At 67.4% G+C, this 22117-nt stretch carries 21 protein-coding genes; 9 read left to right on the top strand and 12 right to left on the bottom strand.

The window, feature by feature from the left end; all coding sequences use genetic code 11:
• Positions 1–33: 33 nt before the first annotated feature.
• Complete coding sequence (locus tag CXY91_RS02890; protein ID WP_100959232.1) at positions 34–627, bottom strand: LysE family translocator; 594 nt, start codon at positions 625–627, stop codon at positions 34–36.
• Between the two features lie 73 nt (positions 628–700).
• Entirely contained in the window at positions 701–4255 is a 3555-nt protein-coding gene (locus CXY91_RS02885) for an indolepyruvate ferredoxin oxidoreductase family protein (RefSeq protein WP_100959231.1), read from the bottom strand.
• 280 nt (positions 4256–4535) lie between these two features.
• Here CXY91_RS02885 and CXY91_RS02880 point away from each other — a divergent pair, with 280 nt between their 5' ends.
• Complete coding sequence (locus CXY91_RS02880; protein ID WP_158673247.1) at positions 4536–5186, top strand: DUF1007 family protein; 651 nt, start codon at positions 4536–4538, stop codon at positions 5184–5186.
• Complete coding sequence (locus CXY91_RS02875; protein WP_100959230.1) at positions 5177–6193, top strand: nickel/cobalt transporter; 1017 nt, start codon at positions 5177–5179, stop codon at positions 6191–6193. The genes CXY91_RS02880 and CXY91_RS02875 overlap by 10 nt, the downstream gene beginning before the upstream one ends.
• A gap of 3 nt (positions 6194–6196) precedes the next feature.
• Here CXY91_RS02875 and CXY91_RS02870 read toward each other — a convergent pair whose 3' ends face one another.
• The 6 genes from CXY91_RS02870 to CXY91_RS02845 all read right to left on the bottom strand — a co-directional run bounded on the left by CXY91_RS02870 (position 6197) and on the right by CXY91_RS02845 (position 11696).
• Positions 6197–7129, bottom strand: a complete 933-nt coding sequence (locus CXY91_RS02870; RefSeq protein ID WP_199777342.1) for a DUF6454 family protein — start codon at positions 7127–7129, stop codon at positions 6197–6199.
• Between the two features lie 78 nt (positions 7130–7207).
• Positions 7208–7591, bottom strand: coding sequence for a nitrile hydratase accessory protein (locus tag CXY91_RS02865; protein ID WP_465246835.1), 384 nt, complete (start codon positions 7589–7591; stop codon positions 7208–7210).
• Complete coding sequence (nthB, locus tag CXY91_RS02860; RefSeq protein ID WP_100959227.1) at positions 7578–8237, bottom strand: nitrile hydratase subunit beta; 660 nt, start codon at positions 8235–8237, stop codon at positions 7578–7580. The genes CXY91_RS02865 and nthB overlap by 14 nt, the downstream gene beginning before the upstream one ends.
• Positions 8234–8866, bottom strand: coding sequence for a nitrile hydratase subunit alpha (nthA, locus tag CXY91_RS02855; RefSeq protein WP_100959226.1), 633 nt, complete (start codon positions 8864–8866; stop codon positions 8234–8236). Before nthA ends, nthB begins: the two co-directional genes overlap by 4 nt.
• 13 nt (positions 8867–8879) lie before the next feature.
• Positions 8880–10076 (bottom strand): amidase, encoded by a 1197-nt coding sequence (locus CXY91_RS02850; RefSeq protein WP_100959225.1) that lies wholly within the window; start codon positions 10074–10076, stop codon positions 8880–8882.
• A gap of 30 nt (positions 10077–10106) precedes the next feature.
• Entirely contained in the window at positions 10107–11696 is a 1590-nt protein-coding gene (locus CXY91_RS02845; RefSeq protein ID WP_100959224.1) for a gamma-glutamyltransferase family protein, read from the bottom strand.
• 223 nt (positions 11697–11919) lie between these two features.
• Here CXY91_RS02845 and CXY91_RS02840 point away from each other — a divergent pair, with 223 nt between their 5' ends.
• Positions 11920–12159 (top strand): hypothetical protein, encoded by a 240-nt coding sequence (locus CXY91_RS02840; protein ID WP_100959223.1) that lies wholly within the window; start codon positions 11920–11922, stop codon positions 12157–12159.
• A 2-nt stretch (positions 12160–12161) separates the two neighbouring features.
• Here CXY91_RS02840 and CXY91_RS02835 read toward each other — a convergent pair whose 3' ends face one another.
• The 3 genes from CXY91_RS02835 to CXY91_RS02825 form a co-directional block, all read right to left on the bottom strand.
• Entirely contained in the window at positions 12162–12527 is a 366-nt protein-coding gene (locus CXY91_RS02835) for a DUF1850 domain-containing protein (RefSeq protein WP_100959222.1), read from the bottom strand.
• Positions 12524–14833 (bottom strand): TRAP transporter permease, encoded by a 2310-nt coding sequence (locus tag CXY91_RS02830; protein ID WP_100959221.1) that lies wholly within the window; start codon positions 14831–14833, stop codon positions 12524–12526. The genes CXY91_RS02835 and CXY91_RS02830 overlap by 4 nt, the downstream gene beginning before the upstream one ends.
• 105 nt (positions 14834–14938) lie before the next feature.
• The gene (locus CXY91_RS02825; RefSeq protein ID WP_100959220.1) at positions 14939–15904 is read right to left on the bottom strand and encodes a TAXI family TRAP transporter solute-binding subunit; all 966 of its coding nucleotides are present in this window, start codon (positions 15902–15904) and stop codon (positions 14939–14941) included.
• A gap of 237 nt (positions 15905–16141) precedes the next feature.
• Between CXY91_RS02825 and CXY91_RS02820 the strand changes: the two genes are divergently transcribed.
• A complete protein-coding gene (locus CXY91_RS02820) occupies positions 16142–17764 on the top strand; it encodes an OpgD/OpgG family glucan biosynthesis protein (RefSeq protein ID WP_199777341.1) in 1623 nt (540 codons plus the stop codon).
• 101 nt (positions 17765–17865) lie between these two features.
• On the opposite strand, the gene CXY91_RS02815 is transcribed toward CXY91_RS02820, so the two are convergent.
• Complete coding sequence (locus CXY91_RS02815; protein ID WP_100959219.1) at positions 17866–18129, bottom strand: hypothetical protein; 264 nt, start codon at positions 18127–18129, stop codon at positions 17866–17868.
• Between the two features lie 113 nt (positions 18130–18242).
• On the opposite strand from CXY91_RS02815, the gene CXY91_RS30000 reads away from it, so the two are divergent.
• The 5 genes from CXY91_RS30000 (at position 18243) to CXY91_RS02795 (ending at position 22110) form a co-directional block, all read left to right on the top strand.
• Positions 18243–18389: a hypothetical protein gene (locus CXY91_RS30000; protein WP_158673246.1), complete on the top strand. Its 147-nt coding sequence runs from the start codon at positions 18243–18245 to the stop codon at positions 18387–18389.
• Between the two features lie 14 nt (positions 18390–18403).
• Positions 18404–19129, top strand: coding sequence for a zinc ABC transporter ATP-binding protein AztA (gene aztA / locus CXY91_RS02810; protein WP_100959218.1), 726 nt, complete (start codon positions 18404–18406; stop codon positions 19127–19129).
• Between the two features lie 154 nt (positions 19130–19283).
• On the top strand, positions 19284–20159 hold the full coding sequence (locus CXY91_RS02805) for a metal ABC transporter permease (RefSeq protein ID WP_100959217.1): 876 nt from the start codon (positions 19284–19286) through the stop codon (positions 20157–20159).
• Positions 20160–20195: 36 nt separating this feature from the next.
• Entirely contained in the window at positions 20196–21104 is a 909-nt protein-coding gene (locus tag CXY91_RS02800) for a metal ABC transporter substrate-binding protein (RefSeq protein ID WP_100959216.1), read from the top strand.
• 43 nt (positions 21105–21147) lie between these two features.
• Entirely contained in the window at positions 21148–22110 is a 963-nt protein-coding gene (locus tag CXY91_RS02795; RefSeq protein WP_100959215.1) for a CobW family GTP-binding protein, read from the top strand.
• The last annotated feature ends 7 nt before the right edge of the window (positions 22111–22117 follow it).

Raw genomic sequence — 22117 nt, 5'->3', positions numbered from 1 at the left:
GGTGCATCGTGCGTCGCTTCCACGGGATTGCCCTCAGGACCTGATCGCGGCGGCTAGCGAGGCGAGCAGCAGCGCCGCGAAGATCAGGTTGACGATGCGGTTGCTCCAGGGATCACGGAACAGGCCGGTCAGACCCGAGCCGACCAGAAGCCAGCCGAGGTTGACCGTGGCGATCACCAGCAGCAGGAGGCCGATCTTGAGGCTTGCATCGATCGCCGGTTGCTGCGGCAGCAGCGTGAAGCCGGAGAACAGCGCGGCCATGGCCGCATAGCCCTTGGGATTGACCAGCGAGAGCGTGAAGCCGGCGGCGAAGGAGGGAGCCGCCGCGTCGCTGTCCGCATCGGCCAGCGGCGGCGCCGTCGCGATCCGGAAGGCGAGATAGAGAAAATAGAGCGCCGACAGCACCGTGACGACCGGTGCCAGGCCTGGAAGCGCCAGGACGACGGCGACGATGCCGCTCGCGGTCAGGGCCATCACCGCGAGCATGCCGAGTGTGATGCCGGCGCCATAGGCGAGGCCGCGGCGAGTGCCGAAGGCGGCGCCGGTCGCGGTCAGGCTCAGGGTCGCCGGCCCGGGGCTGCCGGTGAGCGCAACGCCGGCGAGGAGGAATCCGGCCAGCCCATCCATGTCGTCCTCCGCAGCCGTGAGCGAGCACAGAGGACACCAGGGGAGCTATCGGCCGTCTTGAACGTTCGTGCGGCTACTCGGCTGCCTTCGGCATCGCCAGCGCCTGCGCCGACCCGTCACGCAGCCGCTTCAGCAGCTCGGCCTCCTCGGCCTTTGCCGCCGCGAGATGGCGCTCCTTGACGTGGCCGAAGCCGCGGATCTTCTCGGGGATCGCGGCCAGCGCAACGCAGAGCGCATGGTTCTGCGGCGAGAGCTTGCCGAGGATCTCGGCAACCAGCGCCTCGTAATCTGCGATGAGCCGGCGCTCTGTCTTGCGTTCCTGCGTGTAGCCGAAGACGTCGAAGGCGGAACCGCGCAGGCCCTTCAGCTTGGCCAGCAGGCCGAAGGCGCCCAGCATCCACGGCCCGAAGCTCATCTTCCGCGGCAGGCCGGTATTGGGATCGCGCTTGGCGAGGAGGGGCGGTGCGAGGTGGAATTCGAGGCGCAGGGGCTCACCCGAAGCGCTATCCTGCTCGAAGGTCGCGGCGAGCTGCTTGCGGAAGGCGCCGTCGCTGTAGAGCCGGGCGACCTCATACTCGTCCTTGTAGGCCATCAGCTTGAACAGATAGCGCGCGACGCTCTCGGCCAGTGCGCTCTGGCCGGGAAGCACGCCGGCCTCCTTGGCGCGGACCTTCTCGACGAGATCGCGATAGCGCGCCGCATAGGCCGTGTTCTGGTAGCCGGTGAGGAAGTCGACACGCCGGGCGACGATCTCGTCGAGGCTCTGCGAGAGCTGGCGGGCGTCCGTCGGCGCCTTGGCCTCGGCGAGCGCCGCGAGCAGGGCCGCCGGATCATGCGCGGCGCGGCGGCCGAGCTCGAAAGCCTGCTTGTTCATCGCCACGGCCTCGCCGTTGAGCTCGATCGCCCGCAGCAGCGATGCCCGCGAGAGCGGCACGCCGCCATGCTGCCAGGCATAGCCGAGCATGAACATGTTGGCGGCGATGGCATTGCCGAGGAATGAGACGGCTCCGGCCGTCGCATCGACGAGATGGGTGTTGTCACGCCCGGAAGCCGAGATGATCGCCCGCTTCAGGCGCTCGGTCGGCAGCGAGAAGTCGGCGTTGCGGGTGAAATCGCCGGGCATGGATTCGGCGGTGTTGACCACGACGGTCGAGCGGCCCTGGCGGATCGCGCCCAGCACCTTCTTCGAGCCGGTGACGGTGAGGTCGCAGCCGAGCACGAGATCGGCCTGGCCGGCGGCGACGCGGATGGCGTGGATCTCGTCCGGGGTCGGTGCGAGACGGACATGGCTGAAGACCGCGCCGCCCTTCTGGGCGAGGCCGGCCATGTCGATCATGCCGCAGCCCTTGCCTTCGAGGTGGGCTGCCATGCCGAGGATCGCGCCGATTGTGACGACGCCGGTGCCGCCGACGCCGGTGACGACGACAGCGAAATTGCGGTCGAGCGCTGGCACCCTGGGCTCGGGCAGATCGCTTGCGCCGAGCGCGGAGGCATCGAGCGTGCGCGGCTCCGCCTTCTTCGGCCGCGCGCCATGCACGGTGACGAAGGAGGGGCAAAAGCCCTTCACGCAGGAGAAATCCTTGTTGCAGTTCGACTGGTCGATCTGGCGCTTGCGGCCGAACTCGGTCTCGAGCGGCTGCACCGAGACGCAGTTCGACTTCACGCCGCAATCGCCGCAGCCCTCGCAGACCAGCTCGTTGACGATGACGCGCTTGTCCGGATCGGGATAGGCGCCGCGCTTGCGCCGGCGGCGCTTCTCGGTGGCGCAGGTCTGGTCGTAGAGCAGCAGCGAGACGCCTGACGCGGTCGCAAGCTCGCGCTGGACGGCGTCGAGATCGTCGCGATGATGCAGGGTGGTTCCTGCAGGCCAGAGCGTGCCGGCCGGGTACTTGTCCGGATCGTCGGAGACCACGGCAATGCGCGAGACGCCCTCGGCCGCGACCTGGCGCGCCATCTGGTCGGGCGACAAATGCCCTTCCGCCTGCTGGCCGCCGGTCATCGCGACGGCGTCGTTGTAGAGCAGCTTGTAGGTGATGTTGACGCCCGAGGCGACGGCCCAGCGGATCGCGAGCGAGCCGGAATGGGTGTAGGTGCCGTCGCCGAGATTCTGGAAGACGTGGCCGCGCTTCGAGAACGGGGCTTCGCCGACCCAGTTGGCGCCTTCGCCGCCCATCTGGGTGAAGCCGGCGGTGTCGCGGTCCATCCACTGCACCATGTAGTGGCAGCCGATGCCGGCATAGGCGCGCGAGCCCTCGGGCACGACGGTCGATGAGTTGTGCGGGCAGCCCGAGCAGAAATAGGGGGTGCGCTTGGCGACTTCGATCGCCTCGGCGAGACGGTCCTGAGCGGCGGCGATCTCTTCCAGCCGAGCCCTGAGCGCAGGGTCCTCGCGGTACTGCAGCAGGCGCGCGCCGAGCGCGATGGCGATGTCGTTGGGATCGAGCGCGCCATGGACCGGGAAGAGCCACTCGCCCTGCTCGTCCTTCTTGCCGATCACCATGGGCTGGTGCGCAGTGCCGTACAGCTCCTCGCGCAGCTGGACCTCGATCAGCGAGCGCTTCTCCTCGACGACCATGACGAGGTCTAGTCCTACGGCGAAGTCCTTCAGCTCCTGCGGATCGAGCGGCCAGGGGCAGGCGATCTTGAACAGGCGGATGCCGAGATCATTGGCGCGAACCTCGTCGAGGCCGAGCTCCTCCAGCGCCTGGCGCACGTCGAGATAGGACTTGCCGACGGTGATGATGCCGATGCGCGGCGTCTGCCCACCGGAGAGGATGGTCTGGTTGAGCTTGTTGGCGCGTAAGTAGGCGAGGATCGCGGCGCGCTTGTACAGGTGCAGGCGCTTTTCCTGGTCGAGGAAATCGAGCTCGCGGCGGATGCTGAGGCCGCCCGGCGGCATGACGAAATCATCGGGGATCGCGATGCTGACCCGGTCGACCGAGCCGTCGACCGAGGCGGTGGATTCTATGTTGTCCTTGACGCATTTCAGGCCGACCCAGACGCTGGCGAAGCGCGAGAGCGCAAAGCCGTGCAGGGAATAGTCCATGATCTCCTGGACGCCGGCCGGATTGAGGATCGGCATCATCCGGTCGACCAGGACGAACTCGGTCTGGTGAGCGTTGGTCGAGGATTCCGCGGTGTGGTCGTCGCCGAGCAGGCAGAGCACGCCGCCATGGCGCGAGGTGCCGGCCATGTTGCCATGGCGGAAGACGTCGCCGGTGCGGTCGACGCCGGGGCCCTTGCCATACCAGAGCGAAAAGACGCCGTCATATTTGCCCTCGCCGGAGAGCTCGGCCTGCTGCGTGCCCCAGATCGCGGTGGCGGCGAGGTCCTCGTTGAGCCCGGGCTGGAAGACGATATTGGCGGGCTTGAGCTGCTTGGCGGCCCGCTGAAGTTGCTGGTCGAGCCCGCCGAGCGGCGAGCCGCGATAGCCGGAGACGAAGCCGGCGGTGTTCAGGCCCGCACGCCGGTCGCGTTCGTGCTGGACCAGCAGCATGCGGGCGATGGCCTGCGTGCCGGTCAGGAAGATCTGCTGCTTGGAAAGGTCGTATTTGTCGTCGAGCGCGACGGCTCTGAGCTCCGGCTCACTCGCCGCGTGGCCTTGCGAAGTCTGCTGCGTACCGGCCATGGCCGACCTCCCGACGATCGCGCTCAAATCGACTATAGGGACCGGTAGCGCCGGTCACCAATTCGTTATTATGTCAGCAAGGCTGTCATAACTGACGTGATATCGTCAAATCACCCTGGGGTGATTCCAGAGTGGCGGAGGCCGCTCGCGCCGCGATTTGGCCGCCTTTGCGGGCGATGCCGGCAGGGCTCACGGCACGGGATTGCAAGGCTAGGCGCGCCAGGCGCGTTTTTGTATGAAAGCTCGGCCGGATTCGCCGCAGATTCGAGGAAATTGCCGCGTGCCGCGATACTCGACGCTCCTGACGCTGTTCGCAGCCATTTCGGCTTGGCTCGGCCTTGCCTTGCCGGCGCTGGCGCATCCGCACGTCTTCGTGACCTCGCGCACCGAGATTCTCTATGATGCCAGCGGCGCGGTGAAGGCATTGCGCCATCGCTGGAGCTTCGACGAGGCCTATTCGGCCTATATGGTCCAGGGCCTCGACAAGAACGGCGACGGCAAGATCACCCCGGACGAACTGACCGAGCTCGCCAAGGTGAACATGGAATCGCTGCCGGATGTCGGCTTCTTCACCATCGCCAAGGCGAACGGCAAGGTGCAGGAATTCGGCACGCCGGGCGAAGCCTCGCTCGCCTATGAGAACAAGATCCTGACACTGACCTATACGCTGCCGCTGAAGACCCCGGCGACCGCCAATCGCTCCTTCGGCATCGAGGTCGGCGACCCCACCTATTTCGTCGCCTTCGAGATCGGCGAGGAGGCCGATGCGGTGGCGACGCGCGATGCGCCCAAGGGCTGCATCGTCCGGATCATGCGCCCGCCCAAGCTCGATGCGGCGACGCAGCAGCGCCTGGCGCAGGAGGACATCACCGCAACGCCGGATATGAGCGCCTATCAGGTCACCACCAGGGCGCTGGTTGCATGTCCCTGAGCGCCCCCGCCGTGCCGGGCCTGCCGCTCTGGCCGCGCCGTTTGCTCGTTGTGCTGCTGGCGCTGGCGCTCGTCGCCGGCGCGCTCGGGCTGATCGCCTGGCTGGCCAGTCTCTATTTCCCGCCGCCGCCCCCGCCGCCGCGCAATCCGTTCGGCACGGCCTTGCCGCGCGAGGCGCTGCCCGCGACGACCGGCCTCGGCGCGGTCATCCTCGCCTGGCAGTCGAGCTTTTATCGCGAGCTGACGGCGACGCTTAAGGCGATCGCGCAATCGCCGGCGGCGCTGCCCGGGCTGCTCGGGCTCGCCTTCGCCTATGGCGTCTTCCATGCGGCCGGGCCCGGCCACGGCAAGGCGGTGATCTCCGGCTACATCGTCGCCGACAACCGCAGCCTGAAGCGTGGGCTGGCGCTCTCCTTCGCAGCGGCGCTGGTGCAGGCGCTGGTGGCGATCGGGCTGGTCGGCGCGCTGACGCTGGCGCTGAACGCGACGGCCAAGACCATGGCTTCGACCACCTGGGTGATCGAGCAGGGTAGCTTCGCGCTGGTCGCGCTGGTCGGGCTCTACGTGCTCTGGCGCAAGGCTGGCAGCCTGGTCGCGCTCGGCGGCGGCGCGGCGCATGACCCTGCAACCTGCGACCATGTCCATATGCCAGGTGCCGACGAGGTCTCGCGCCTGCGCTCGTTCCGGGAGATGGCCGGCGTCGTGCTGGCGGCGGGCCTGCGCCCCTGCGCCGGCGCACTGATCATCCTGGTCTTCGCCAATGCGCAGGGCCTGCTCTGGGCCGGCATTGCCGCGACCTTCGCCATGGCGCTCGGCACGGCGCTGACCACCGGGGCGCTGGCGGCGCTGGCGGTGTTCTTCAAGTTCGCGGCCCTGCGCTTCGCCGGCGGCGGCTCGTTGAAGGGAGCCCGGATCATCGCCGGGCTCGAAGTGCTGGCGGCCGCCTTCGTCGCGGTGCTCGGCGCCGCGCTGTTCTTCGGGCTATGGGCGGCCGGGCAGGGGAGCTGAGCCCTACTTAGCCACGGCCTCGTAGATGAACAGCGTCGACTTGTCGTCATCCGGCACGAAATAGGCGCGCACGCCTTCACCCGCTGGTTCGACCCAGAACGGGTTCTGCGTCATCGGCAGACCGGAGGGCGACCAGAGCTCGACCGGCATCTGGAAGACCGGGCGGTTGTCCTTGAGATCGACGATCTCGAAGCCGCCGAGTCGGAAGACCGGGCCGTCCTTGCTGGCGCGGTAGTTGTTGAGGCCGGAGCAGAGCATCCGGCCCATGCCGATATAGTGGCAGTCCTGATAGTCGATATAGAGCGCCGGATTGGCGACGCGCAGGCTCTCCGGCGCAGCGTCGGCGTTGGTGATCTTGCCGTCGGCGCCGAGCGGCCAGGCGTAGAAGCGGCGCGAGCCCCAGCTGACGCCGTGCAGCGATTTTCCGTCGGTGTTGTGGACGATGCCGCCGACATGGTCCTTGAAGCGGAAGACCTCGGTCGCCTTCAGCGTCGCGGGGTCGACCTTGTAGATGATCGACTGGCTGTTCGGCCGGTATTCGGCGACCGGGACCCAAAGATCCTTGCCGTCGAAATCGATGCCGCCGGGATGATAGATCGTGCCCTCGCCGAGCGTGACGCTGCCGAGAAGCTTGCCCTGCGCATCGACCTTGAAGAGATGGCCGGCGCCCTCGCCGGTGTCGCGGTCATAGCCGTCCTTCGGCTCGGCGTAGCGCGTGGTCGGCTTCCTGATCTCGACCGAGGAAATGAAGAAGGCGTCGCCGATCTTGACCATGCCCTGCGGGTGGTGGGTCGGGAACTGCAGCTCGATCGCCGCCTTTTGCGTCCATTGCGTCGCGCGCGTCAGCTTCGGAAGCAGCGTGTTAAGCGCGGGGTCGGCGGCCAGCGCCGTCGTCGCCAGCACCGTGGCGGCGAGCGCCATTATTGCAGTCCTCATCGCGATCCTCCTGCGGCAGCCCAGTTCTCGGGTGTTGCCGGGATAATCGCGCTTCGTGACGAGGATGCAAAGCTGCGTTCAGCGCAGCGGGTCGTTCTCTAGCAGGATCGGCTTGCCGTGCGGCGTCGCCTCGGCGGCGCGCTCCCAGGCGGCGGCGCGGGCGTCGACGCTTATCTGCGAGGCGAGGCCCTTCTCGATCAGGAGCTGTTCCAGCGCCTCGCACCAGCGCTCGTAATAGTCCGAGCCGTCGCGGCAGCCGCCATTGGCCAGCGCCTCGCGGATTTCGGCGCCGAGCGCCTGCGCCCATTCATCGGCGCTGAAGACGCCGCGGTTCTGCAGGGCGACGACGAGGGCGAAGGCCTGGGCCTGCCAGGGCTCGGCGAAGACCGGCCCCTCGGCGTCGCGCGGAATCGGTGTGCCGGCGGCGAGTGCCTCTGTGAGAGCGGTATCAGGCCGGCTCAAGATAGCTCTCCCAGGCCTCGATGCTGACGGTCGAGGTCGGATCGGCGTCGCGGCCCCAGAGCTCCGGGCCGGTGAAGACCACAGTGTAGAGCCATTGTGCCGTCTCGGGCGCGCCATGGGCGCCGGTGTCAGGGAAGACATGGCAGCCGGTGACGCGCTCGATGACGCCCTGCTTGCCGCGGGCATAGCGCGGCAGGCGGGTATGGTGCTGCGGGTGCATGACGATGGTGCGGACAGTGTCGCCGACCTTGAAGCGGGCCGGCGCAGCCGCCTCGCGCTCATAGGGGAAACCGCGGCGCAGGACGGTCGGGACCTCCTCACCCTTCAGCACCCGCTTGGGCTCCCGGCGCGTGCTGCCTGCGACGCCGGAGGCCAGCTCGTCCTCGCTGAGGAAGCCGTGCTCGACCAGCACCTTGTCGAGCGCCGCCAGCCAGATCTGGTAGTAGCTCGAGGATAGGTATTGCGCCGGAGGCAGGCTCTCGCGGGCATGGCGGATGCCGTCGATCGTCCAGGCGCCCATCGCGCCGGCGGCGACATTGATCGCCAGGACCTTCTTCTCCCAGTCGGCATGGAAGATCGGCTCGTCCTTCTCCGGCACGACCGGGCCGAAGCCCATCTGGCCGCCGAGGTCGTGGGCGCTGTTCATGGCTTATCCTCCGGGGAGGGCAGGCCGACGCCGATCATCGAGTCGCGGTTGACGATCGACGCCAGCTCGTCCTCGCTCCAGCCTTCCGTGCCTTCCGGCCGCATCGGGATGACGATGAAGCGGGTCTCGGCAGTCGAGTCCCAGACGCGGATGCGCTGGCCTTCCGGCAGGGTCACGCCGAAATCGGCGAGCGTGCCGCGCGGATCGATCACCGCCTTGGCGCGATAGGGCGGCGATTTGTACCAGACCGGCGGCAGTCCCAGCACCGGCCAGGGATAGCAGGAGCACAGGGTGCAGACGATGAGGTTGTGCTCCTCAGGTGTGTTGAAGCAGGCGACGATGTGCTCGCCGCCGCGCCCGCCATAGCCGAGCTCGGCCACGGCGGCGGTGCCATCCGCCTTCAGGCGCGCAGCATAGGCCGGATCGCTCCAGGCCTTGGCGACGACGCGTGCGCCGTTGCGCGGCCCGATCCTGGTCTCGTAGGTGTCGATGATCGCATCGAGCGCGCTCGGGTCGACATAGCCCTTCTCGACCATCAGCGATTCCAGCGCCTTCACCCGCGCTTCGATCGGGGTGAAATGGTTGTCGTGGTCATGGTCATGATGGTGGTGATGGTCGTGGCCGCTCATCGGGCCCTCCTCGTCATGCCAGCCTGATCCGCGCCGCCCGCTCGAACTTCGCGGCAAAGGCGACGAGCGATTTGTCCGAGCCCTTCGGCCCGATCAGCGACAAGCCCAGCGGCGCGTCGTCGCGATGGGCGACGGGGATCGAAATCTGCGGGAAGCCCGACAAGCCCGCAAGGCAGAGCAGACGCAGGGCACGGTTGCGGAAATCCTCGAGCTCGGGCTCGCCGGCGCTGACCAGCGGCGCGACATCGGGCACGGTCGGTAGCAACAGCACGCCATCCTTGCCGAGCAGCCTGGCGAGCTTCGCGCGGAAGGCCTTGCGCACGCTGTCGCCGCGGGCCACCTCCGCATCGCTGACCGCCTTGCCGAAGGCGAAGCGCTCGGCGACCCCCGGCCCGAGCGGCACGGCGTGGCGCTCGATCATCTTGCCATCGGCTTCCCAGGCCTCGCGGCCCTGGATCCAGCGGAAGGCCCAGTAGAGCGCGTCCATGTCGCTGACGGCGCGCACAGCCTCGGGCTGGCCGAGGATCGGCACGATCCGCTGCACGACATTGCGCAGGATGCGCTCAGCCTCGGGCACGGCCTGGGCGAAGAGGTCGTCGGCGAGCAGGAGGCGCGGCGCCTCCGGCAGCGTCAGCTTGTCCTTGCCGAGAACGGCGTTGGCGGCGCGGGCGAAGACCTCGCTATCCCGCGCGAAGAAGCCGGCGGTGTCCAGGCTCTCGGCCAGCGGCCAGGCACGCTTCAGCGAAAGCCGGCCATGCGTCGGACGGATGCCGAACAGGCCGCCATAGCTCGCCGGCGCCCGCACCGAGCCGCCGGTGTCGGAACCCAAGCCGATATCGGCGAGCCGTCCCGCGACCGCAGCCATCGAGCCGGAGGAGGAGCCGCCGGTGATGCGGTCAGGCGCAGCCGGATTCACAGGCGAGCCGAAATGGGCGTTCTTGCCGTTGAGCGAGAAGGCGAGCTCGTCAGTATGGGTCTTGCCGACGAAGCGGGCTCCGGCCTCCAGGAAGGCCTTCACGATCGGCGCCGTCTTGGTCTTGATCCCCGACAGCGCCAGCACGGTCGGAGAGCCCGCGCCGGTCGGATAGCCCTTGACGTCGAACAGGTCCTTGACCGCGAGCGTCAACCCGGCGAGCGGGCCTGAGGAAGCATGTTTCACGGGTGCTTCGGGATAAGGCACGAAGCAGCGGAACGGGTCGTTCTCGATCATGGTTGTCTCAGATCTCCCCCAAGATCCTAATCAGATGCCGCGGGCGTCGCCGTCCGAGCGCGGGTCATGCGTCGCCTCGACATGCCCCTTCTGGTGCTTCACCAGCATGCCGGCATGGCCGAACTGGTCGGAATAGGCCTCGCTATATTCCTCGACCGGGTGGCCGGCGGCGGTCAGCCTTGCCAGCAGCATCGGATCGAAGCGGTTCTCCAGCTTGAGCGAGATCGAGCCGGCGCCCCAGGTGCGGCCGAAGAGCCAGCGCGGCGCATCGACCGCGTCGGCGACGCCCTGGCCGAAGCGGTAGCGCGACAGGATCTGCGCCTGGAATTGCGGCTGGCCGTCGCCGCCCATCGCGCCGTAGCTGACGATGCGGCCATCGTCGAACCGGGCGAGCGGCGGGTTCAGCGTATGGAACGGCTTGCGGCCGGGCGTCAGCGGGTTCAGCGCCTTCGCATCCAGCGAGAACGAGACGCCGCGGTTCTGCCAGTTGACCCCGGTCTTGGGCAGGATGCAGCCGGAGCCGTATTCCCAGTAGAGCGACTGGATATAGGAGACGGCGAGGCCGGAGCCGTCGATCGCGCCCATCCAGATCGTGTCGCCCTTGCCGGGGCGGAACGGCCAGCTCGCGGCGCGCCTGCGGTCGATGCTGGCGGCCTCGCGTTCCAGGGCCGTCTCGGTCAATAGGCTCGCCGGGTCGACCGTCATGAAGGCGGGGTCGGTGATCACCTTGTCGCGGATGGCGAGCGCCCGCTTCACCGCCTCTACCAGCCCGTGATGATGGTCGAAGCTCTCCGGCCGGGTGACGCCGAGCTTCTCGAAGATGCCGAGGATCATCAGGGCGGTGAGCCCCTGCGTCGGCGGCGGGAAATTGTAGACGGTGAGGCCCGGCAGCTTCAGCGACAGCGCCTGCACCGCCCGGGCGCGGAAGGCTTCGAGATCGGCGCGGGTGATCGGCGCGCCGATCCGGCCGAGGTCCTCGGCGAGCTCGCGGCCGATGTCGCCGCGATAGAAATCGTCGAGCCCGGCATGGGCCAACTGCTCCAGTGTCGCGCCGAGCGCTGTGGGCTTGCGGCGCTCGCCGGCCTTCGGCCGTTCTCCGTTCGGCCAAAAGAAGTCGCTGAAGCCGGGCGCCGCCTTCACGGCATCGACTTCCTGCGGCCAGGTGCGCAGCTCCGACTCCGAGATGTCGTAACCCTCCGCGCAATGGCGGATGGCGTCGGTGAGCAAATCCTTCAGTGGTAGCCTGCCGCCGAGGCTGGCGGACAAAGCGAGTGCCGCCTGCCAGCCGCCGATCGCGCCGGCAACGGTGATCGCCGCATCCGGGCCGCGCGCCGGCAGGACGTCATGCCCCTTCTCGCGATAGCGCTCGATCGTGGCGAGGCTCCCCGCCGGACCACAGGCCTCGATCGCATGGACCTTGCCGCCGGGCTCGTGCACCAGCCAGAAGCCGTCGCCGCCGATCGCGTTCATATGGGGGTAGACGACTGCGATGGTCGCGGCCATGGCGACCATCGCCTCGATCGCATTGCCGCCCTCGGCTAGGATGGCGCGCCCGGCTTCGGATGCGAGGCGGTGGGGTGCGGCGACGGCGGCCGAGTTGAAAACCGGTGAATCGGGCATCAGGTTCTTTTCATTCAGGCAGGCGGGACCATATGCCGGTAGGCGCGATTTTGTTGCATGCCGACGCCGGCTAGGCTAGAGCACGTTCCGCAAAAGTGGGGACCACTTTTGCGATCAGAACATGCTCCAATCTATTGATTTGGCGCGAATTCTGGTCGTTCGCCCGTTCCGGGCGACCGGAATGCGCGCCGGTGGTCCGTGCATGGGTTCCGAGGGTAAAAGCATGGCGGCTGGCCGCACCAACTGGCGCAACGTGATCATGGTGGTCTCGCTCGCCATCCTGATAGCGGTCGAAATCTTCGGCGTCGCGCTGGCGTCAGGCTGGGCGCTCGCCGGCCTGTTCGAGCTCGGCCACGTCGTCGCCTATGTTCTGATGGGCCTGTTCTCGGTGCTTGCCGCCTATGGCCTTGTGAATTTCATGCGCCGGGTCGTGAAGATCGAGCGCCTGACCCACCGCAGCTGAATCTAGCCGCAAGGCTTCAGCACCACCGGATCGGCGTCCGCCGGCAGCAACGCGTCGAGCGATCGGCAGCGCTCCTGCACGCAGATCCGCCAGTCGGCGGTCGCGCCGGAGCGGCGCATCACCACGTCCGGCAGCGCGGGCAGGTTCGGTTTCCAGCGCCAGAAGCCCTCGACCAGTTTCGCGCCATCGGGCGGGTCCATGCCGGCGCCCGAGCCCTCGATGCGGGCCTCGGTTATGACGAGGCCCTCAGGCGTTTCCTGCCAAACCTCCTCCCATAGCGATTTCTGCACCGAGTGCCGCCAGGACAGCGTGATCTCGCTCACGCCGAGCGAAATCACCAGCGCGCCGGCGGCGAGGCAGATGCTCATGTCGCCGGGTGCGCGTCGGCTCTCGCCCGCCAGAGATGCTGGCCGATCATCGCGGCGGCGAGCGCAAAGCCGATCTCGTCGGTGAGCGGCACCGCGGCGACGAGGAAGGCGGCGGCGATGGCGGCGAGAGCCCGTTCCCACAGCGCGAGCGGGCGCGAGAGATAGCCGACGAAGGCCGCACCCCAGAGCACCATGGCGAGCGTCGCCTTGATGGCGATGTAGGCGACGGCGAGCCAGTAGGACGCGCCGGAGAGGCCGGCGACCGGCTGCAGCATCAGCGTCGGATCATAGACCGCCATATAGGGCACGACGAAGCCGGGCAGGGCGATCTTCACGGCCTGCACGCCGATCTTCATGCCGGAGACCTTGGCCATCGGCGCTGCAGCGAAGGCGGCGAGCGCCACTGGCGGGGTCAGGTCGGCCATGATGCCGAAATAGAAGACGAACATGTGGCTGACGATCAGCGGCACGTCGAGCTGCAGCAGGATCGGCGCGGCGAGCGAGGAGGTGATGATGTAGTTCGGGATGGTCGGGATGCCCATGCCGAGGATCAGGCTGAACACCATGGTCAGGATCAGGGCGAGGAACATCGAGTTCTTGCCGATGCCGATCAGCCAGGAGCCGAAGATGGTGCCGAGGCCGGTCAGGGTCATGGTGCCGATGACGATGCCGACGAGGGCGCAGGCGAGGCCGACCGGCAACGCCTGGCGGGCGCCATCGGCGAGCGCTTCGATGCAGCTCCGCAGGACTTCGCGGCCGGAGGCGCCGCGCAGCACGTTCCAGATCACCAGAGCGAGCACGACGAGCAGCACGGTCGCGATGCTGACGCTCATCGAGGCCGCGCAGATCAGGCCGAAGCCGACCCAGAAGACGACACGCAGGGCCGGTGTCGTCAGTCCGGCCGAGACGGCCAGAGCCAGGATCAGCGCGACGGTGAGCGCAAGGCCGATCGCCCCGGCGAAGAGCGGGGTGAAGCCGGCGAAGAGCAGCACGACCAGCACAAGCAGCGGCGCGATCAGGTACCAGTGCCGGCGCAGTTCCTCTCGGGCGCTCGGCAGTTCGGATTTCGGCAGGCCGCGCAGGCCGAGCTTGCCGGCCTCCAGATGCACCGCCCAGTAGCAGGCGGCGAAATAGAGCAGCGCCGGGATGATCGCCGCCTCGACGATCTTGGAATAGGGCACGTCGATCGTCTCGGCCATGATGAAGGCGACGGCGCCCATCACCGGCGGCATGATCTGGCCGCCCATCGACGAGGTCGCCTCGACGCCGCCGGCGAAGGCGCCGTTGAAGCCGGAGCGCTTCATCAGGGGAATGGTGAACTGGCCCGACGCCACGACATTGGCGACGCCCGAGCCGGAGACCGTGCCCATCAAGGCCGAGGAGGCGACGCAGACCTTGCCCGGCCCGCCCTGCTTGCCGCCGAACACCGCCATCGACAGGTCGTTGAAGAAGTCGATCACGCCGGCGCGTTCCATGAAGGCGCCAAACAGGATGAACAGGAAGATGAAGGTGGCGGAGACGGCGGTCGGGGTCGAGTAGAGCCCTTCCGTGCCGAAGGCCATCTGCTCGATGACCTGCTCCAGGCTGTAGCCACGATGGTCGTAAGGGGCGGGCAGGTAATTGCCGAACAGGCAGTAGGCGAGGAAGGTGCCGGCTACCAGCGGCAGGGCGATGCCCATGGCGCGCCAGACCAAGAGGAACAGCACGATCAGGGCGCTGATGCCGACGACCATGTCGGCATGGGTCAGCTCGCCCGCCCGGTTCACCAGCTCGTTGTAGTTCCACCAGTGATAGAGGCCGAGCGTAAAGCCGACGATGCCGACCGCCCACCAGAAGATGCGTGCCGGCGGCGAGGTCTCGTCGGCATTGGCGAGCAACCCGCAGGCGGTCAGGCAGAGGAAGCCGACATGGAGGGTGCGCAGCACCTGGTTCGGCAAGGTGCCGGTATAGAGCGAGACCAGCTCGAAGGCGCCGAACAGGGTGAGAAAGGCGAGGATCGCCTCGATATTCGCCCTGCCCCGCGCGGCGCCGAGCAGGATCCAGACCAGCCAGAGCGCAAAGGCGATGCGGATCAGCAGGATCGGGGTCAGCCAGGACAGCGACGGCACGATCCGGAAATCGAGCGGGATGCCGAAGGCGGTGACGATCTGGAAGGCGGAGAAGGCGACGGCGATCCAGAACAGCAGGCGGCCCTTCCAGCCTGTGCCGAAGGTCGCCGGCAGGCCGTGTTCCGGGTCATGCGGCACGGCCGGTGCGGTGCCGGCAGTGTCCGGCACGGCCAGGGGCCTGCTGGTTTCGTTGCTCATGCCTCTTCCCCGTCCCCGTCGCGCTTATGCGCGGTCGTTCTTTGATCGGCTAACGCAAGCGGGGCCGGTCGTCCGGCCCCGCTGATGGCGAATCTGCCAATAGGCTCAGGAACCGACCTTCAGGCCCTTTTCCTTGAAATAGCGCGCAGCGCCGGGGTGCAGCGGCAGCGGCATGCCTTCGAGCGCGCTCTCGAGCTTGATCGAGCGCGCGGCGGCATGGGCGGCGGCGAGGTCGGGCAGGCTGTCGAAGACGGCCTTGGTCATCTGGTAGACCGTCTCCTCCTTCACGCCCTCGTGGGTGACGAGGTAGTTGACGACGGCGGCGGCGGGCACCGCCGCAGTCTGGCCGGTATAGGTGTTGGCCGGGATCGAGACCTTGACGAAGGGCGGGCCGGCCTTGTCGACCACGGCGGCGGGGACCTCGACCACGGTGATCTCGACCGAGGTCGCGAGGTCGCGCAGCGAGGCGACGCCGAGGCCGGCCGATTGCAGGGTGGCGTCGAGCTGGCGGTTCTTCATCAGCTCGACCGATTCGGCGAAGGGCAGGTACTCGATCTTGCCGAGATCCTTGTAGGTCATGCCGGCGGCGGCGAGGATGGCGCGGGCGTTGAGCTCGGTTCCCGATTTCGGTGCGCCGACCGAAAGGCGCTTGCCCTTGAGATCGGCCAGCGTCTTGATGCCGCTATCCTTGGAGGCGACGATCTGGACATAGTTCGGATAGATCGCGGTGATGCCGCGCAGCTTCTTCAGCGGACTCTTGAAGCCGGCCTCCTCGTCGCCCTTCCAGGCGGCGTCGAGGGAATCGCCGAGCGTGAAGGCGATCTCGCCCTTGCCCTGCTGCAGCAATTGCAGGTTCTCGACCGAGGCCTTGGTCGCCTGAACGGTCGGGCGGACGTTCTGGATCTTCTCGCCGTAGATCTTCGAGAGCGCGACGCCGAGCGGGTAGTAGACGCCCGAGGTGCCGCCGGTCAGCACGTTGATGAAATCCTGCGCACGCGCCGCCATAGGCGTGGCGGCGAGGGTGAGCGCGGCAATGCCGGCCAGGGCCCGGCGATGAAGCGAAATAGACATGAATCCTCCCGAGAGACGAAAGACCGCATCCCGGCTCTCAAGGCCGGCTGACGCTGTTGTAGGACGCTTGCGGGCAAAAAGGGAACCCGCGCCAATGGGCTAAGAGGCCGGCGCGTCGCCTTTCCGCGCGATTTTCGCCCTGCTCGCGCCAGGAAGCTGCGGAGATTGCCCTCGCCGGCTGGACAGGCTAGCCGGAAACACCAACTGTCGATCTTCCCCGATGGAGCGCCCCGCCCGATGCAACCGCGACAGCCGACCATACCTCTGATCGACCGCCGCACATTGCTCGCGGGTGCCGCCGGTACGGCCGCTCTCGCCGCAGTCGGTTTCTCCGGCACGGCGCTGGCGCAGCAGGGCCTGAAGCTCGGCGCCGCCGAGGCGTTCTCCTTCGAAGGGTTGAAGGCGCGGGCCCGCGATCTCGCCGCCAAGCCGTATGAGGCGCCGCCGAACCCCAAGCCTGACGTGCTCGAGAAGATCGACTACGACGCCCACGGCAAGATCAAGTTCAAGCCGGAGCTGGCGCTCTGGGCCAATGGCCCGTCGCCCTGGCCGGTGACCTTCTTCCATCTCGGCCGCTACTTCCAGAAGCCCGTGCGCATGCATGTCCTCGACGACGGCAAGGCGCGCGAGATCGTCTACGACGAGAGCTATTTCGAGATGCCGGCCGACTCCCCGGCGAAGCAGTTGCCGCCAGGCGCGGGCTTCGCCGGCTTTCGCTTCCAGGAGAGCCGCTCCGGCCATCCCGGCCGCAAGGGCGAGAAGCTCGACTGGCAGAAGAACGACTGGGTCGCCTTCCTCGGCGCCTCCTATTTCCGCGCCATCGGCGAGCTCTACCAGTACGGGCTCTCGGCCCGCGGCCTTGCGGTCGATCCGGCGGTCGGCGACCGGCCGGAGGAATTCCCCGATTTCACCCATGTCTGGCTGGAGACACCCGGCGAGGCGGCCGAGCATGTCGTGGTCTACGCCCTGCTCTCGGGGCCGAGCGTCTCGGGCGCCTTCCGCTTCCGCATGCATCGCGGCAAGGGCGTCGATATGGAGATCGAGCAGGAGTTGCACCTGCGCAAGGACGTCGCGCGGCTCGGCATCGCGCCGCTGACCTCGATGTACTGGTATTCCGAGACCGGCAAGGCGACCATGGTCGACTGGCGGCCGGAGGTGCACGATTCCGATGGGCTCGCGCTCTGGACCGGCAGCGGCGAGCGCGCCTGGCGCCCGCTCAACAATCCGCAGCGTACCGTCGCCTCGTCTTTCGTCGACGACAATCCGCGCGGCTTTGGCCTGATGCAGCGCGACCGCGCCTTCGATCACTATATGGACGGTGTCTACTACGAGCGCCGGCCGAGCCTCTGGATCGAGACGCTCGGCCAATGGGGCAAGGGCGCGGTCCAGCTGATCGAGATCCCGACCGACGACGAGATCCACGACAACATCGTCGCCATGTGGGTGCCGGAAGCTCCGGCCAAGGCCGGCAATTCCTATAATTTCCGCTATCGCCTGCATTGGCTCGCCGACGAGCCCTTCCCGCCGACGCTCGGCCGCGTCGTCGCGACGAGGCTCGGCAATGGCGGCCAGCCCGGCACGGCGAGGCCCAAGGGCGTGCGCAAGTTCATGCTGGAGTTCAGGGGGCCGGCGCTCGAGGACATCCCGTTCGGGATCAAGCCCGAGGTCGTGCTCTCGGCCTCGCGCGGTACCTTCTCCTACATCTTCGCCGAAGCCGTGCCGAACGATATCCCCGGCCACTGGCGGGCGCAGTTCGACCTCACCGTCGACGGCACCGACCCTGTGGAGATGCGCTGCTTCCTGCGCGGCGGCGACAAGGTGCTGACCGAGACCTGGCTCTACCAGTACTGGCCGGCCTGAGCCGAGCCGTCATTGCGAGGAGTGCAGCGACGAAGCAATCCCGAGGCCGCAGAGCGCGACGACACCGGATTGCTTCGCTGCGCTCGCAATGACGGTTCAAACTAGCCCTCGATCTGGCGCTTCTGGACGCGGTCGACCGAGACGAAGAGCGTATTGGCCGCGCCGGGCTCGACGCAGAAGACGTCGAAGCTCGGCGCCTGCGGATCGTCGGCTGGCATGTGCAGGGTCGCCGAGCCCTTGCGGCCGGCAAAGGCCATGATCTTGAAGCTCAACCCGTCCGGCAGGCAAATCTCGATCGCATCGGCTGCGATCTCGGTCGCGACGCCATCGCGTATCGCTTTGAAGGTCACCCGCTCGCCGCTCACCGGCCTGCTCCTGTTCGGATATTGTTGACGATGCCGATAACGCAGTGGCGTTGCGCTCGATGCAAGGGTGATCGTGCTTGCTCGTGAGCGAGCGTAATATTATATCATTCACTATGGCTCATGATCACCCCCACCATCGCCAGCCTGTCGCCGAGGTTCCCGGCTGGTCGCTGCTGCGGCTGTCGGCCGGGCAAAGGCTCGGTCTGGCAATCGGCGTGATCCTGCTGCTCTGGGCGGCGACCCTCGCCGTTATCGTGTGAACAAGAGTATCCCTGTGCCCGCCATCCGCTTCAGCGACCTGACGCTCGGCTATGACCGCCACCCGGCGGTGCATCATCTGTCCGGCGAGGTCGCACCGGGCAGCTTGACCGCGATCGTCGGGCCGAACGGCGCCGGCAAGTCGACCTTGCTCAAGGCCATCGCCGGCGCGCTCTCGCCGCTCGACGGCACGGTGACGCTCGCTAAGGGCAAGCGCCTCGCCTATCTCCCGCAATCGGCCGAGCTCGACCGCTCCTTCCCGATCCATGTCTACGATCTCGTCGCCATGGGCCTGTGGGACGCGGCCGGCATCTTCGGCAAGATCGGCCTCGGCCAACGCGGCAAGGTCGAGGCGGCGATCGCCGCGGTCGGCCTTACCGGCTTCGAAAGCCGCAGCATCGGCACGCTCTCGGGTGGCCAGATGCAGCGGGCGCTGTTCGCCCGGCTGCTGCTGCAGGACGCCGACATCATCCTGCTCGACGAGCCGTTCACCGCGATCGATGCCCGTACCAGCGCCGACCTGCTGGCGCTGGTCCAGCGCTGGCATGGCGAGAACCGCACCGTCGTCGCCGTGCTGCATGATATCGAGACGGTGAAGCGCGCCTTCCCGCAGACGCTGCTGCTGGCGCGCGAGGCGATCGCCTGGGGCGAGACCGGCGAGGTGCTGACGGCGAACAACCTGCTCAAGGCGCGGCGCATGGTCGAGGCCTTCGACAGCCATGCCGCGCCCTGCGCGGCGTGAGCTTTCCGCCCTTCTTGTCGATTGAAACATCCTGTGCGGGGTCATCCCGGGCGACCGATGGGAGACCCGGGATCCATTCCTGAACCGTTCCGGAATGGCTCCCGGGTCTTTGCTCCGCTAAGCCCGGAACGACCGCGCTTCTGAATTGAACGCAATGCTCTACGACCTCCTGATCGGCCCCTTCGCCGAATTCGATTTCATGCGCCGGGCGCTGGTCGGCGTGATCGCGCTGTCGGTCTCCGGCGCGCCGGTCGGCGTCTTCCTGATGCTGCGGCGGATGAGCCTGACCGGCGATGCCATGGCGCATGCGATCCTGCCCGGGGCCGCGCTCGGCTATCTCGTCGCCGGTTTCTCGCTGCCGGCGATGACCTTGGGCGGCCTCGTCGCCGGTTTCACCGTGGCCCTCGCAGCCGGCGCGGTGGCGCGCCTGACCGTGCTCAAGGAAGACGCCTCGCTCGCCGCCTTCTACCTGATCTCGCTGGCGCTCGGCGTCACCCTGGTTTCGCTGCGGGGTTCGGCCGTCGATCTTTTCCATGTGCTGTTCGGCAATGTGCTGGCGCTCGACGACGACGTGCTGGTGCTGCTCTCCGGCGTCGCCAGCCTGACGCTCGGCGTGCTGGCGCTGGCCTATCGCCCGCTCGTGCTCGAATGCGTCGATCCCGGCTTCCTGCGCTCGGTCAGCCGTTCCGGCGGCTTCGTGCACCTGACCTTCCTCGGCCTCGTCGTGATCAACCTCGTCGCCGGCTTCCATGCGCTCGGCACGCTGCTCGCCGTCGGGCTGATGATGCTGCCGGCCGCTGCGGCGCGCTTCTGGACCGCCGACATCACCCGGCTGATCCTGCTCGCCTCCGGCTTCGGCATGGCGTCCGGATATATCGGGCTCGTCGCCTCCTATGCCGCCGGCAGCAATCTCCCGGCCGGGCCGGCGATCATCCTCTCGGCCGGCGCGTTCTATCTCGGTTCGCTCCTGCTGGGATCGCAGGGCGGCCTTGCGCGGCGGCTCTTGCCGAGGGCCCATCTCCAGCGCTAGTTATGTTATACTGTTTCATATAGCGCGAGTGCCATCATGCTGAACCGCCGCTCCGTCCTCCTCGGCCTTGTCGCCGGCGTTGCCCTGCCATTGCCGGCCTTTGCCCAGGAGAAGCTGCCCGTCGTCGCGAGCTTCTCGATCCTCGGCGATTTCGTGCGCGAGATCGGCGGCGAGCGCGTCGCGGTGACCACATTGGTCGGGCCCGACGGCGACGCCCATGTCTATTCGCCGACACCGGCCGACGCGAAGACGGTGGCCGGCGCCAAGCTCGTTGTCGTCAACGGGCTGAAATTCGAGGGCTGGCTGACTCGGCTGGTGAAATCGTCGGGCACCAAGGCGACCGTCGCGACGGCGACCACCGGGATCACGCCGCTGAAGATGGCCGACGATCACGGCCACGGCCATGGCGGCGAGGATCCGCATGCCTGGCAGAGCGTCGCCAACGCCAGGCTCTATGTCGGCAATGTCCGCGATGCACTCATCGCCGCCGATCCGGCCGGCAAGGCGACCTACGAGGCCAATGCCGCGGCCTATCAGACCAAGCTCGATGCGCTCGAAGCCGAGATCAAGGCCGCGGTCGCGCGCATTCCGGCAGACCGGCGCAAGGCGATCACCTCGCATGACGCCTTCGGCTATTTCGTCAAAGCCTACGGCATCGCGTTCATCGCGCCGCAGGGCGTCTCGACCGAGGCCGAGGCCTCGGCCAAGGACGTCGCCCGCATCATCCGCCAGATCAAGGCGGAGAAGGTGCCGGCGGTCTTCCTCGAGAACATCACCAATCCGCGCCTGGCCGAGCAGATCGCCAGGGAGAGCGGCGCGAAGATCGGCGGGCGGCTCTATTCGGACGCGCTTTCGGCCGCCGACGGTCCGGCCGGGACTTACATCGCGATGATGAAACACAATATAAGCCAGATCGAGAAGGCGCTCGTCGCCGGCCCGGCCTGACCGGACCGCGATCATCGCAGCGCCACCAACCAGGTCGTTTCCCATGTCCGAGAAGATTCCCGTCACGGTGCTCACCGGCTATCTGGGCGCCGGCAAGACCACGCTCCTCAACCGCATCCTCACCGAGGACCACGGCAAGAAATTCGCCGTGATCGTCAACGAGTTCGGCGAGACCGGCATCGATGGCGACCTCGTCGTCGGCGCCGACGAGGAAGTGTTCGAGATGAACAATGGCTGCATCTGCTGCACGGTGCGCGGCGACCTGATCCGCATCCTCGACGGCCTGATGAAGCGCAAGGGCAAGTTCGACGCGATCATCGTCGAGACCACCGGCCTTGCCGATCCTGCTCCGGTCGCCCAGACTTTCTTCGTCGACCAGGATGTCGGCGACGCCACCAAGCTCGACGCGGTCGTGACCGTCACCGATGCGAAGTGGCTGCAGGACCGGTTGAAGGACGCGCCGGAGGCGAAGAACCAGATCGCCTTCGCCGACGTGATCATCCTGAACAAGACCGATCTCGTCAGCGCCGAAGGGCTCGCCGAGGTCGAGGCGGCGATCCGCGCGATCAACCCCTATGCCAAGCTGCACAAGACGACGCGCTGCGACCTGCCGATCGCCGAGCTGCTCGACCGCAACGCCTTCGATCTCGACCGCATCCTCGACATCGAGCCGGATTTCCTCGAAGCCGGCCACCATCACCATCACTCGGAGGACGTCCGCTCGATGTCCTTCACCATCCCCGGCGATGTCGATCCCGAGAAGTTCATGCCGTGGATCAACGACATCAGCCAGGTGCAGGGGCCGAACATCCTGCGCTCCAAGGGCATTTTAGCCTTCAAGGACGAGCCGCGGCGTTTCGTCTTCCAGGGCGTGCACATGATCCTCGACGGCGATTTGCAGCGCGACTGGAAATTCGGCGAGAAGCGTGAATCGCGCCTCGTCTTCATCGGCCGCGATCTCGACGAGGCAGCGCTGCGCAAGGGGTTCATGGCCTGCGCGGCTTGAGCTAAAG

This window comes from Allobosea sp. FBZP-16 (assembly GCF_002831785.1).
Classification (GTDB): domain Bacteria; phylum Pseudomonadota; class Alphaproteobacteria; order Rhizobiales; family Beijerinckiaceae; genus Allobosea; species Allobosea lupini.
The sequence above is the reverse complement of the archived record's forward strand: the minus strand, read 5'-3'. Positions and strand labels throughout refer to the sequence as shown.

What these genes read in the sequence shown, in the direction of transcription:
- CXY91_RS02875 (WP_100959230.1), top strand. Translation starts at nt 5,177, where the DNA reads ATGTCCCTGAGCGCCCCCGCCGTGCCGGGCCTGCCGCTCTGGCCGCGC.
- CXY91_RS02820 (WP_199777341.1), top strand. Translation starts at nt 16,142, where the DNA reads ATGCAACCGCGACAGCCGACCATACCTCTGATCGACCGCCGCACATTG.
- CXY91_RS02795 (WP_100959215.1), top strand. Translation starts at nt 21,148, where the DNA reads ATGTCCGAGAAGATTCCCGTCACGGTGCTCACCGGCTATCTGGGCGCC.
- CXY91_RS02845 (WP_100959224.1), bottom strand. Translation starts at nt 11,696, where the DNA reads ATGCCCGATTCACCGGTTTTCAACTCGGCCGCCGTCGCCGCACCCCAC.
- CXY91_RS02805 (WP_100959217.1), top strand. Translation starts at nt 19,284, where the DNA reads ATGCTCTACGACCTCCTGATCGGCCCCTTCGCCGAATTCGATTTCATG.
- CXY91_RS02835 (WP_100959222.1), bottom strand. Translation starts at nt 12,527, where the DNA reads ATGAGCATCTGCCTCGCCGCCGGCGCGCTGGTGATTTCGCTCGGCGTG.
- CXY91_RS30000 (WP_158673246.1), top strand. Translation starts at nt 18,243, where the DNA reads ATGGCTCATGATCACCCCCACCATCGCCAGCCTGTCGCCGAGGTTCCC.
- CXY91_RS02850 (WP_100959225.1), bottom strand. Translation starts at nt 10,076, where the DNA reads ATGATCGAGAACGACCCGTTCCGCTGCTTCGTGCCTTATCCCGAAGCA.
- CXY91_RS02800 (WP_100959216.1), top strand. Translation starts at nt 20,196, where the DNA reads ATGCTGAACCGCCGCTCCGTCCTCCTCGGCCTTGTCGCCGGCGTTGCC.
- CXY91_RS02890 (WP_100959232.1), bottom strand. Translation starts at nt 627, where the DNA reads ATGGATGGGCTGGCCGGATTCCTCCTCGCCGGCGTTGCGCTCACCGGC.
- CXY91_RS02830 (WP_100959221.1), bottom strand. Translation starts at nt 14,833, where the DNA reads ATGAGCAACGAAACCAGCAGGCCCCTGGCCGTGCCGGACACTGCCGGC.
- CXY91_RS02885 (WP_100959231.1), bottom strand. Translation starts at nt 4,255, where the DNA reads ATGGCCGGTACGCAGCAGACTTCGCAAGGCCACGCGGCGAGTGAGCCG.
- nthA (WP_100959226.1), bottom strand. Translation starts at nt 8,866, where the DNA reads ATGAGCGGCCACGACCATCACCACCATCATGACCATGACCACGACAAC.
- nthB (WP_100959227.1), bottom strand. Translation starts at nt 8,237, where the DNA reads ATGAACAGCGCCCACGACCTCGGCGGCCAGATGGGCTTCGGCCCGGTC.
- CXY91_RS02870 (WP_199777342.1), bottom strand. Translation starts at nt 7,129, where the DNA reads ATGAGGACTGCAATAATGGCGCTCGCCGCCACGGTGCTGGCGACGACG.
- CXY91_RS02825 (WP_100959220.1), bottom strand. Translation starts at nt 15,904, where the DNA reads ATGTCTATTTCGCTTCATCGCCGGGCCCTGGCCGGCATTGCCGCGCTC.
- CXY91_RS02840 (WP_100959223.1), top strand. Translation starts at nt 11,920, where the DNA reads ATGGCGGCTGGCCGCACCAACTGGCGCAACGTGATCATGGTGGTCTCG.